15 protein-coding genes are annotated in these 11653 nt (G+C 40.4%); 13 read left to right on the forward strand and 2 right to left on the reverse strand.

Annotated features, from left to right (window positions below; genetic code table 11):
• Positions 1–19 precede the first annotated feature (19 nt).
• The 5 genes from ACRYKC_RS08695 to ACRYKC_RS08715 all read left to right on the forward strand — a co-directional run bounded on the left by ACRYKC_RS08695 (position 20) and on the right by ACRYKC_RS08715 (position 4068).
• Positions 20–1291: a methionine gamma-lyase family protein gene (locus tag ACRYKC_RS08695; RefSeq protein WP_433806343.1), complete on the forward strand. Its 1272-nt coding sequence runs from the start codon at positions 20–22 to the stop codon at positions 1289–1291.
• Positions 1292–1485: 194 nt separating this feature from the next.
• On the forward strand, positions 1486–1890 hold the full coding sequence (locus ACRYKC_RS08700) for a MerR family transcriptional regulator (RefSeq protein ID WP_433806344.1): 405 nt from the start codon (positions 1486–1488) through the stop codon (positions 1888–1890).
• Between the two features lie 24 nt (positions 1891–1914).
• On the forward strand, positions 1915–3246 hold the full coding sequence (gene glnA, locus ACRYKC_RS08705) for a type I glutamate--ammonia ligase (protein WP_433806345.1): 1332 nt from the start codon (positions 1915–1917) through the stop codon (positions 3244–3246).
• Between the two features lie 141 nt (positions 3247–3387).
• The gene (locus ACRYKC_RS08710; protein ID WP_433806346.1) at positions 3388–3609 is read left to right on the forward strand and encodes a hypothetical protein; all 222 of its coding nucleotides are present in this window, start codon (positions 3388–3390) and stop codon (positions 3607–3609) included.
• 261 nt (positions 3610–3870) lie between these two features.
• On the forward strand, positions 3871–4068 hold the full coding sequence (locus ACRYKC_RS08715) for a cold-shock protein (protein ID WP_035553249.1): 198 nt from the start codon (positions 3871–3873) through the stop codon (positions 4066–4068).
• A gap of 105 nt (positions 4069–4173) precedes the next feature.
• Here the strand turns inward: ACRYKC_RS08715 and lexA are convergent, their stop codons facing one another.
• Positions 4174–4797 (reverse strand): transcriptional repressor LexA, encoded by a 624-nt coding sequence (gene lexA, locus ACRYKC_RS08720; RefSeq protein WP_433806347.1) that lies wholly within the window; start codon positions 4795–4797, stop codon positions 4174–4176.
• A gap of 324 nt (positions 4798–5121) precedes the next feature.
• On the opposite strand from lexA, the gene ACRYKC_RS08725 reads away from it, so the two are divergent.
• The 8 genes from ACRYKC_RS08725 to ACRYKC_RS08760 all read left to right on the forward strand — a co-directional run bounded on the left by ACRYKC_RS08725 (position 5122) and on the right by ACRYKC_RS08760 (position 11102).
• Entirely contained in the window at positions 5122–5805 is a 684-nt protein-coding gene (locus ACRYKC_RS08725; RefSeq protein ID WP_433806348.1) for a YneB family resolvase-like protein, read from the forward strand.
• A gap of 61 nt (positions 5806–5866) precedes the next feature.
• Positions 5867–6100, forward strand: a complete 234-nt coding sequence (locus ACRYKC_RS08730; protein WP_433806349.1) for a DUF896 domain-containing protein — start codon at positions 5867–5869, stop codon at positions 6098–6100.
• 176 nt (positions 6101–6276) lie between these two features.
• Positions 6277–8280: a transketolase gene (gene tkt, locus ACRYKC_RS08735; RefSeq protein ID WP_433806350.1), complete on the forward strand. Its 2004-nt coding sequence runs from the start codon at positions 6277–6279 to the stop codon at positions 8278–8280.
• 165 nt (positions 8281–8445) lie between these two features.
• Complete coding sequence (sirA, locus tag ACRYKC_RS08740; protein ID WP_433806351.1) at positions 8446–8871, forward strand: sporulation inhibitor of replication protein SirA; 426 nt, start codon at positions 8446–8448, stop codon at positions 8869–8871.
• Positions 8872–8950: 79 nt separating this feature from the next.
• Complete coding sequence (locus ACRYKC_RS08745; RefSeq protein ID WP_198162777.1) at positions 8951–9169, forward strand: YneF family protein; 219 nt, start codon at positions 8951–8953, stop codon at positions 9167–9169.
• 143 nt (positions 9170–9312) lie between these two features.
• On the forward strand, positions 9313–10020 hold the full coding sequence (locus ACRYKC_RS08750) for a cytochrome c biogenesis CcdA family protein (RefSeq protein WP_433806352.1): 708 nt from the start codon (positions 9313–9315) through the stop codon (positions 10018–10020).
• Between the two features lie 68 nt (positions 10021–10088).
• Complete coding sequence (locus tag ACRYKC_RS08755; RefSeq protein WP_433806353.1) at positions 10089–10532, forward strand: Na(+)/H(+) antiporter subunit B; 444 nt, start codon at positions 10089–10091, stop codon at positions 10530–10532.
• Positions 10533–10610: 78 nt separating this feature from the next.
• Positions 10611–11102, forward strand: coding sequence for a CcdC family protein (locus tag ACRYKC_RS08760; RefSeq protein WP_433806354.1), 492 nt, complete (start codon positions 10611–10613; stop codon positions 11100–11102).
• Between the two features lie 80 nt (positions 11103–11182).
• Here the strand turns inward: ACRYKC_RS08760 and ACRYKC_RS08765 are convergent, their stop codons facing one another.
• On the reverse strand, positions 11183–11626 hold the full coding sequence (locus ACRYKC_RS08765; RefSeq protein ID WP_433806355.1) for a DUF2621 domain-containing protein: 444 nt from the start codon (positions 11624–11626) through the stop codon (positions 11183–11185).
• Positions 11627–11653: the final 27 nt, after the last annotated feature.

The following is an 11653-nucleotide window of genomic DNA, read 5'->3' on the forward strand; positions in this document are numbered from 1 at the left end:
AAAAGGCAGGAAAAGCACCGTGAATATACAAGAAGTTAAAAGACAAGCAGAAGAAGAAATTATTCATAAACACAAGGAAGTTAACCAAATCGTCGAGGTGAATCAGGCCAACGTTTTGAACGCTTTCCAAAAGTTGAGAGTGAGCGACTCCCATTTTAACCCAACGACAGGCTATGGTTATGATGACTTTGGGCGAGATACATTAGAAGATTTGTATGCGGAAATATTTAAAGCTGAAGATGCGCTCGTCCGCCCTCAGCTTATTTCTGGTACCCATGCCCTCACAACAGCCTTGTTCGGAGTCCTGAGACCGGGGGACGAGCTATTATACATTACTGGCGAGCCATATGACACGCTACACGAAGTGATTGGGAAAAAAGACGGTAAAGACACAGGATCGTTAAGAGATTTCGGAGTTTCATACAACTCGATTCCTTTAACAAAGGAAGGTTCGTTTAATGTCGGACGAATAAAAGAAATGATCTCTACTGAGACCAGGATTGTCGCTATCCAAAGATCGAAAGGGTATGATGATCGTCCCTCTTTTACTATCGAAGACATCTCTCAAATCATTAAGGAAGTGCGTCAAGTTAAATCGGATGCAGTGGTTTTCGTTGACAATTGCTACGGAGAGTTCGTAGAAACACGCGAACCTATCGAAGCTGGGGCAGATTTGATTGCTGGTTCGCTAATTAAAAATCCTGGTGGAGGTATTACCAGGATTGGAGGGTACATAGCAGGAAGAAAAGATCTAATTGAATTGTGCAGTTATCGTCTTACCGCTCCAGGTTTAGGTAAAGAAACAGGAGCAAGCCTGAACAGTTTGCAAGAAATGTATCAGGGGATCTTTTTGGCACCGCATGTAGTCGGTGAGGCCTTAAAAGGAGCCATTTTCACAGCGAAGTTTTTAGAGAAGTTAGGCTTTAATACGAACCCAGCATTTGATGCGAAAAGGACAGACCTGATTCAATCGGTCAATTTCGAAACAGCAGAACAGATGGTCCGCTTTTGTCAGGCGATTCAACAAGCTTCCCCTGTTAATTCTCATGTTCTCCCTCAGCCTAGTGCAATGCCTGGATATGAGGACGACGTCATAATGGCAGCAGGTACGTTCATCCAGGGAGCAAGTTTGGAATTAACGGCAGACGGGCCGATCCGTCCACCTTACACCGCTTTTGTTCAAGGTGGATTAACCTACGCCCATGTAAAAATTGCAGTTACCCAAGCAGTGACACAGTTGATTGAAGACAAGATATTCATCCCACATCGGGTAGATACTGAGATTTTCTGACAAGAAATGTCTCTCTACGCTTTGTATTATCCTGAATAAGATGATAAATATGCAATGAAACAGGTATTTCTTATCGATATCTGACTGAGGTTTTTTATTCTTATTTTATTATGTGAACATTTCTCACATATGTTGACATATCCCCTGTCTCACGTATAATTAAAGTATCATTCTTATGGGGAGGAGGCACATCGATGAGTGATGAAATTCGTCGTTCTATGCCGTTGTTCCCGATGGGGATTGTTCAATCTTTAACGGATCTTACTGCTCGCCAGATACGATATTATGAACAGCACGAGCTGATTTTTCCTGCGCGATCAGAAGGCAACCGCCGTATATTCTCGTTTAATGATGTCGATCGATTATTAGAAATTAAAGACCTCATTGACCAGGGAGTGAATATGGCGGGTATTAAGAAGGTTCTTAAGCTTAACGAGCAGCCGAAGAACGAAGCGTACGATGAAGAACAGGTTCATGAAGTTCATAATGAACTTTCTGAAAAAGAACTTCGCCGTATGCTCCAACAAGAACTATTCACCGCGGGACGACAAGGGAAATTAGGTATTCGGCAGGGAGAATTATCTAGGTTCTTCCATTAAATTATGTTGAGAGGGGAATATTGAATGGGTTTGACTAAAGAAGAAATCTACAAAAAAATTGATGAAGAAAACGTCCGGTTTATCCGACTGCAATTTACGGATATGCTCGGCACAATTAAAAACGTGGAAATCCCACTAAGCCAGTTAGATAAAGCACTAGAAGGAATGATGATGTTCGATGGATCGTCCATAGAAGGATTCGTGCGAATTGAAGAATCTGATATGTATCTTGTGCCAGACTTAGATACATTTGTCGTTTTCCCTTGGACATCGGAAAAAGGGAAAGTGGCCCGATTCATCTGTGACATTTACAACCCAGACAAGACTCCATTTGAAGGCTGTCCGCGTTATAATCTGAAGCGCAACATCAAAAAAATGGAGAAACTTGGATTTTCCGCCTTTAACATCGGAACAGAACCAGAATTTTTCTTGTTTAAGCTAGATGAAGCAGGCGACCCTACAATGGAATTGAATGATAAAGGCGGGTACTTCGACCTTGCTCCTACAGATCTAGGTGAAAATTGTCGCCGTGATATCGTTCTTGAACTAGAAGAAATGGGTTTTGAAATTGAAGCTTCTCACCACGAAGTAGCTCCAGGACAGCATGAGATTGACTTTAAATACTCCGATGCTGTGAAGCACTGTGATGATATTCAAACATTTAAATTAGTTGTTAAGACAATCGCACGTCAGCATGGATTGCATGCAACCTTTATGCCTAAGCCTCTATTTGGTGTGAATGGATCCGGAATGCACGCAAACATGTCATTATTCAATGAAGGCGGAAATGCTTTCTTCGATGAAAGTGGCAAGGAACAGCTTTCAGATGTAGCGTATCAGTTCACAGCTGGAATTATTAAACATGCGACGAACTTCACAGCAGTAACGAACCCTACAGTGAACTCATTTAAGCGTCTCGTTCCCGGGTATGAAGCCCCTTGTTATGTTGCTTGGTCCGGCCAAAACCGTAGTCCACTTGTACGTGTACCGACTTCTCGTGGTCTGAGCACGCGTATTGAGGTGCGAAGTGTTGACCCGGCAGCGAACCCATATATGGCGATGGCTGTGCTATTAGCTGCAGGACTTGATGGTGTGGAAAATAAACTCGATGCCCCTGCTCCTGTTGACCGCAACATCTATGTGATGGATAAAAAAGAGCGTGAAGCTCACGGTGTTAAAGACCTTCCAGCAACACTTTACGATGCCCTTGTAGAATTGCAGAAGGATCCGATTATGGTTGAAGCCCTCGGTGAGCACCTATTCGAGCATTTTATTGAAGCGAAAGAAATTGAATGGGATATGTTCCGTACGCAAGTCCATCCTTGGGAACGCGAACAATACTTACAAACGTATTAATGGATAGGAAAACCCTCGATTTTAAGGATCGAGGGTTTTTCATTTGCGAAAATTACTACATATTTCTAGTGTACAAAAAGACATCCACTCCATATAATAAATATAAGAACAAGTGTTCGTTTTATGGGAGGGGTGATACCAATGGGTAATTTAATGGTCCGTTCGAAAGAAGAAAATGAAAAAATTGATATTATTTATCTATCCAGCCAGGGGAAGCTTACTCAATGGATGATCCGAGTCATTGCTATTCGTGAGATTTACATTCTTGCCTATTGCTTCAATCGGAAGGAGGTGCGAGCGTTCCACACAGAAAATATTCTCTCTGCTTTTCCGATAACCAATACCAGAGGCGTAGGAGCATGACTTATTCGTTCACTTTATTCAAGTATTAGGGTGAGCCAAGTCTTTAACTTATCACTTAAACGCAAATAAATAAATTATTTTTGCCTGATTGCTTTCCAACTATTGACTCTTCTGGTGTATGTGATATAGTTAGAGTTAATTATTCTTGTTCGTTTACGAATGAAAGCAAAAGTAACTTTTAAGTCACTTTCGTCTTGAATGAATATGCAGAGCAATAATAGTAATACAATGTGGAAAAAGTTCCACGCAGGAGGTAACAACATGTTACAAGGTAATGTTAAATGGTTTAATGCAGAAAAAGGATTTGGATTTATCGAAGTAGAAGGTCAAGACGATGTATTCGTACACTTCTCTGCTATTCAAGGCGAAGGATTTAAAACTTTAGAAGAAAACGAAACTGTTACTTTTGAAATCGTTGAAGGTAACCGTGGACCACAAGCAGCTAACGTTCAAAAATAAGACGTTAAGTGTAAAAAAGAGACTCTCTTAGGAGAGTCTCTTTTTTTGTTTGGTATAATAAAGCCCATATTAATAAAACGAGACGAGCAGCGGCTCGTCTCATTTTTAATGTACAGTACGGTATAAACCAACCACTTTGCCAAGAATAGAAACATCATTAAGAATAATCGGATCCATGGTGGCATTTTCAGGCTGTAGACGAATGTGATTTTTTTCTTTAAAGAACCGCTTTACAGTAGCTTCTTCATCCTCTGTCATAGCAACGACAATATCACCATTCTGGGCTGTCTGCTGCTGTCTCACAACCACCATATCACCATCAAGAATACCGGCCTCAATCATACTTTCTCCTTGAACGATCAAGACAAAAGTATTGTCATCGGATCCAGCCAGCGTATCCGGCAGAGGAACATACTCCTCTATGTTTTCAACAGCCGTAATCGGCGTACCTGCCGTAACCTTACCAATAACCGGAGCATAGGCAGCCTCACTACGAGGAATACTATGATCTTCTTCCAATTCTATCACTTCAATCGCGCGAGGCTTCGTAGGGTCCCTGCGGATGTATCCTTTTTTCTCTAGTCTTGATAGATGTCCATGGACTGTAGAGCTGGATGCTAGACCCACAGACTGACCAATTTCCCGAACAGAGGGAGGATAACCTTTCAATAGTACTTGTTCTTTAATAAAATCTAGTATTTCTTGCTGCCGCTTCGAAAGTTTGCTCATAGATTGCCACCTCGTACATAGGATTATAGTAACCACATTGTACCATGCCTATATTTAAAATACAAACAAGCGTTCGAAAAAACGGTTGACAAGAACCTGTGTTCGTATATAATTAAAATTAACCAAACGCGAACATAAGTTCTTAAGAACGTAGGTTCTCAAAAAATGGAGGGTTTTAAATGTTTAACAAACTATCAAAGCTTGATCTCACGTATCTAGTATTATTCGTAGCGAGTTTAGCGTTTTTATACTTTTCTATGGTCACGACAGGATAGTTTGTAATATCCTTGTTAAAGTAACTTTAGAAGAGGGAGACCAGACATTATGAGAGTCGTTCTATATTGTCGAGTAAGTACAGAAAAGGAAGCTCAGGTATCTTCTTTGAAGAGACAAAGAGCTGAATTGATGCGTATGGCCGAGCATCATGAAATGGAAATTGTAGATTGTATAGAGGAACAGGCAAGCGGCTATGAGATCGAACGGGAAGGTATTTTCCGCTTGCTTGAATACTTTTCCAATCGTAGCGCTGATGCCCTTCTCATTCAGGACGAAACAAGGCTTGGAAGAGGGAATACGAAGATTGCTTTATTCCATCAATTAAATAAACTTAACGTTCGGATTTATTCGTTGTCTCATGAAGGTGAATTGGAAATTTCAGAGTCAGATTCGATGGTTCTCCAAATTGTAGGTATTGTTGAAGAATATCAAAGGAAAATACATAATATGAAAATCCGAAGAGGAATGAAGAAAGCTGTGGAAGATGGATACAACCCAGCTGAGAATCTCTCAAATAAAGACATGGCCTCGGGGAGAGAGAGGATTGAATTTCCTATTGAGGAAGTCATTCGCTTACGCCGTAACAAGTTGACTTTCAAAGACATTGCGTCAACTCTAAGAGGAGTGGGCTACGATGTATCGAAAGCCACCGTTCACCGCAGGTATCAGGAATACGTATCACTTGAAAAACAAAGTCAATCAAGTTACGATAATGTAGACAAGGGTGAATAGCCTCTTGTCTTTTTCTTGTCTTAACGACATTAACCCACATTAAGAAAGCGGGGTATTAACTATGCTATCGAAAGATAAAATCAATCGTATAAATGAACTAGCTAATAAATCAAAAAAAGAAGAGCTTACGAAAGCTGAGAAAGATGAGCAGCAAAAGCTTCGTCAGGAATATTTGAAGAATGCTCGTAAATCATTCAAAAATCAGTTGAAGGGTGTTAAAGTCATTGATCCTTTAGGAAATGATGTAACCCCTAACAAGCTGAAACAAATGCAGCAGAACGAGAAAAAAAATTAAACAAAAGATCCGTACTTAAAAAAGTGCGGATTTTTTGTTTAAGAAATCCGATTAAGGGAAAATTAGGCAAGAATTAAAAGGAATTATTGAAAAAGTTGTGCGATTGCTTGTTTCAAATCAATTTTCATTATAGGATAATACATGGTACATATACCTGAGAAAGGGGAATGAAGATTATGGCAAACAGCCTTGAACAAACTTCTATTAATACAATTCGTACTTTAGCTATTGATGCAGTAGAAAAAGCGAGTTCTGGACACCCGGGTATGCCGATGGGGGCAGCCCCAATGGCTTACACACTTTGGACGAAATTCATGAACCACAACCCAAATAATTCCGAGTGGTTCAACCGTGATCGTTTTGTTCTGTCAGCTGGACACGGTTCAATGCTTCTATACAGCCTTTTACACCTGTCTGGATACAACGTGACAATCGATGATCTAAAATCCTTCCGCCAATGGGGTTCAAATACGCCAGGACACCCTGAATATGGCCACACTGATGGGGTAGAGGCGACTACAGGCCCACTTGGACAAGGGTTGGCTATGGCTACAGGTATGGCTATGGCAGAGGCTCACCTTGGTGCAAAATACAACCGTGACGATTACAATCTAGTTGACCATTACACGTATGCTATTTGCGGTGACGGTGACTTAATGGAAGGTGTCTCTCAAGAATCAGCTTCCCTTGCAGGTCACTTAGGACTAGGAAAATTAATCGTCCTTTACGATTCTAACGATATCTCCCTGGATGGAGACCTTGACCGTTCCTTCAGTGAGAGTGTTGAGAAACGCTATGAGGCTTACGGCTGGCAAGTGATTCGTGTAGAAGATGGAACCGATACCAATGAAATTACTAATGCGATTGAAAAAGCAAAGCAAAATACAGATCAACCGACAATGATTGAAGTGAAAACCGTTATCGGTTACGGTGCGCCTACTAAATCTGGTAAATCTGCTTCTCACGGGGCACCATTAGGTGAAGACGAAGTTACGAAGACGAAAGAATACTATAAGTGGGAGCATGAACCATTCCACGTTCCTGAGGAAGTTTACGCTGATTTTAAAGAAAAAGTTCAGCAAAATGGAGAACAGCAAGAGCAAGCTTGGAATGACATGCTGAAGCAGTATAAAGAAGCTTATCCTGAACTTGCTTCTGAATTTGAAACAGCGATCAACAATGAGCTTCCAGAAGGATGGGAAAAACAGCTTCCTACCTTTACAACTGGTGAAGACAGCCCAGCTACCCGTGCAGCTTCTGGAGAAGTTATCAATGCGCTTTCTAAAGAAATCCCGAATTTCTTTGGAGGAAGTGCTGACCTTGCTGGTTCCAACAAGACAGCTGTCAAAGAAGAAGAAGACTTCTCTCGTGAGAACTACGCAGGACGTAACATTTGGTTTGGTGTTCGTGAATTTGCCATGGCTGCCGCAATGAACGGTATGGCGCTTCACGGAGGTCTGAAAGCTTATGCAGGAACGTTCTTTGTATTCAGCGACTATCTGCGTCCAGCACTTCGTCTTTCAGCACTTATGAATTTGCCAGTGAACTATGTATTTACCCATGACTCAGTTGCGGTAGGAGAAGACGGTCCAACACATGAACCGATTGAACAGCTTCCTTCTCTTCGTGCAATGCCAAACCTTTCTGTCATCCGTCCTGCTGATGGAAATGAAACGAGTGCTGCGTGGAGACTTGCGCTTGAATCAAATACAACTCCAAATGCACTTGTTCTTACACGTCAAGGACTCCCTACACTGGAAGGTACAGCAGAGAAAGCGTATGAAGGTGTGAAGCATGGTGCTTACATTTTAAGTGACTCTGACAAAAAAGATCCTGATGCAATCTTGCTTGCTTCTGGTTCCGAAGTTCAGTTGATTGTAGAAGCGCAGTCTGAGTTGAAGAAGAAAGGCTATGACGTTCGCGTCGTAAGTGTCCCTTCCTTCGATCGATTTAATGCGCAAAGCGCAGAGTACAAAGAGGAAGTGTTGCCATCTAATGTGCGTACACGTCTTGCCGTTGAAATGGCTGCATCATTTGGCTGGGAGCGTTATGTAGGGTTGGATGGATCAGTGCTAGGCATTGATAAGTTCGGCGCATCTGCTCCAGGTAATACAGTTATTGAAAATTATGGCTTTACCGTCGACAACGTTGTCAAACATGCCGAAAATCTTATGAAATAAAGCAATTTGTAAAAGCTGCTGGTATATCTAATACCAGCAGCTTTTTTTGTTTTTAGTAGTTTTAATTTTTTCGTATTTCGACAAACTTCGGTCTAGACTCCGGACATAAAGTGACAGATTATCAATAGATGTCATCGATATAATACAAAAAAGGAGTGAAAGTCAATGCAATTCTTCATATTTTCAATTAAGGATGAAATCGCCCAGCACTATTATAATAAAGTGGAATTAATGAAACGCTTCTTCCTTGAATTTGTGAGGAATTCAAAATCTGTTACATATATAAAGCAGTTTTCTTACATCTCAGAATTGTTTCCTTTTAAAGAGTGGATTGAGGATTGTATTCAAGAAGGAAACACCTCAAGAAAAAGTATCTCCTTCAGTTTTCCATTCTTCGATAACGACATTTTCTGTGGTATAATGGATAATAAGAACTATTGTTGTCTTTTTCAGTGTGATAGTCTCTGGCAGGCAAATAAGGACGTTTTTCAGCCATTAAGAACATCCTCTCAATCGTTTTTCATTGTTGAAAAGAATGGCGAGCATTATGGCTGGATTTCGCCTTTGGCAAGTCAGTGCCTATTAACGTGAAACGACTATTGTATTTCTGTTAACGTTTTACTATACTGTTATGGGAGACAACACGAAGGAGGAAGACGAAGACATGACTTTGGGGATCGTATGGGTTGTCATCATTGCCCTACTGACACTTCTCGGCGGTGTAGCCCTTGGCTTTTTCATTGCGAGAAAATATATGATGAACTACTTGAAGAAAAACCCACCTATTAATGAACAAATGCTGCGTACTTTAATGATGCAGATGGGTCAGAAACCATCACAGAAGAAAATCAACCAAATGATGCGTTCTATGAACAACCAAATGAAATAATTCGTTAAAGCCTTCTTTCCAAATGAAAGAGGGCTTTTTACTTTATTCATACATACCTTTGTTAATGTTCACAGCGGTTTCATCGTCATTTCATCTTTGTTCTGATACAATAAATACCTAGTACAACTTTGGAGGAAACACACATGTCAGAAGTAAACATTTTCTTAGCATTTGGAGCTGGATTTTTATCTTTCATCTCCCCCTGTGTGCTGCCGCTTTTCCCTGCGTTTTTATCTTATATAACTGGGATGAGTGTTAATGAATTAAGGGAAGATAACGGGATGTTAAAAAAACAAAGCTTGATCCATACAATCCTGTTCCTACTAGGCTTTACAACGATATTCTTGATTCTTGGTCTTTCAGGATCCTTTTTTGCGCAATTTATGATTCAAAATGAAGATATCATCCGTAGACTAGGGGCAATATTAATCATCTTTTTCGGCTTTGTTATCATTGGAGTATTTAATTTCAAATTCCTTATGAGAGATAGAAAAATTACATTTAAGAATCGGCCTGCCGGTTATCTGGGGTCATTCATTATCGGTCTTACTTTTTCTCTTGGGTGGACACCTTGTACCGGACCGATCCTTGGGGCTGTTTTGGCACTAGGGGTGGATCAGCCAGATTTATTTCTTGTTATGATGATTGCCTATTCCTTAGGATTTTCTATCCCGTTTTTAGTTCTATCGTTTTTTGTAGGGAAGTTAGATTGGATTAAAAGAAACAGTGCAATGATCGTGAAAATTGGTGGTTATTTCATGATTTTCATGGGAATTGCTCTATATTTAGATTGGCTCACAAAACTTACATCTTATCTTTCTGGCTTGTTCGGTGGGTTCCAAGGCTTTTAAAGCATAGATTTTCGTGAAATAATATATTATGATGGTAGTATTGAAAAAAAACATAAAGGAGTAAACGTATGACCCGAACAAATGACATTATTCTCAGAACAACGACTACACTAATTGCTTTCATATTATTAGGGTTTTCCATTTACTTATTTTTTGCGGGACACAATAAACCCGGCGGTGGTTTCATAGGCGGATTAATGACATCTGCTGCATTTGTTTTAATGTATATGGCTTACGGCTTTAGAGCTATGCAAAAGATACTTCCCGTCACCTTCCGTTACGTTATTCCAGTAGGGTTAATGATCGCATTAGCAACTGGTATTGGATCATTCGTATTCGGAGAGCCATTTCTCAGTCAAACATTTGCTTATTTCCAGCTGCCGATCCTTGGGAAAACAGAGCTTGCTACAGCGCTATTGTTTGACCTTGGCGTGTACCTGACAGTAATAGGGGTAACGATGACGATCATTCTTACGATCGCTAATGACTGTGAAGAGTCAGAGCAAGCCTAATCTAAAACGTGAACTCTAAGGCGACTGAACTTATGTTAAACTATTCATGAATGGACAGAGAAGAAAGAGTGAAACAGTATGTTTTGGTTGATAGCAAGCACGATTGTGGCAGCTGGTATGGCCACAGCAATGATATTTGTCCGGCTGAGGGCTGCTAAGCGCCCAGCAAGCGTAAAAAAAATCATTCTCCCTCCATTGTTCATGAGTACAGGAGCGTTTATGTTTGTGTTTCCTGTGTTTCGCGTGGAGTGGACACAGGTGTTGGAAGCACTAGTAGTTGGTGCTTTATTTTCAGTATTTCTAATACGTACGTCTAAATTGGAGGTACGTGAAGGGGCCATCTATTTAAAACCTTCTAAAGCCTTTATATTCATTTTATTTGGGTTATTGGTTCTTCGAATTGTCTTGAAACTGGTCATAGGTCAAACGGTTTCCTTTGGGGAAACTAGCGGTATGTTCTTTTTACTCGCCTTCGGAATGATTTTTACTTGGCGATTGGCAATGCTGAAACAATACTTACGTCTTGAAAAAACACTAGACGCAAAAAAAAACGTAGCAAAAAGAGTGTGAATCCTTATGATTCACACTCTTTTTCAACCTGAAATTTATTAAATAAATAAAAAACACATGGGTGAACCCATGTGTTTACTTTATGTCGCTTTGTATGAGCGTTCAAGAAGCGGTTCGTAAGGGGAAAGATCGATTTCTTTTTCTTCAAGTTTTTTGATAAGAAACTTGTGATCCCTTTTTGGTGTAGCTAAGATATATCCTTCTATCAAGATATCCTGTGTTATTTTCTTCTTTCTCTTTTCCAAAGCAATCTGACCAATTTTTCCTGCAATTTTCTGTCTGGCTACATCCCTGAATATTTCCGGTACGGGTGAGACGAGTTCCTCCAGCAAATCTTTATGGTCCTGGGACCACATATGACGTGTCTGATCAACATAATATTCTTCCCAGTCTATGATTGATTTTCCATCTTCTTTAGGTAGACGCTTAAGAAACTTCCTAAACATAAAGTATCCACCTATTGTCATCAAACCTACCATGATGACGATCCATCCGACGATGAAGAAGGCAAACCCACCTGACATATGATCACCTGTTTCGTTTTCTAAGTA

Origin of the sequence: Halobacillus sp. A1-3, from assembly GCF_050971765.1 — a bacterium.
In the GTDB taxonomy this organism is placed as follows: Bacteria; Bacillota; Bacilli; order Bacillales; family Halobacillaceae; genus Halobacillus; species Halobacillus mangrovi_B.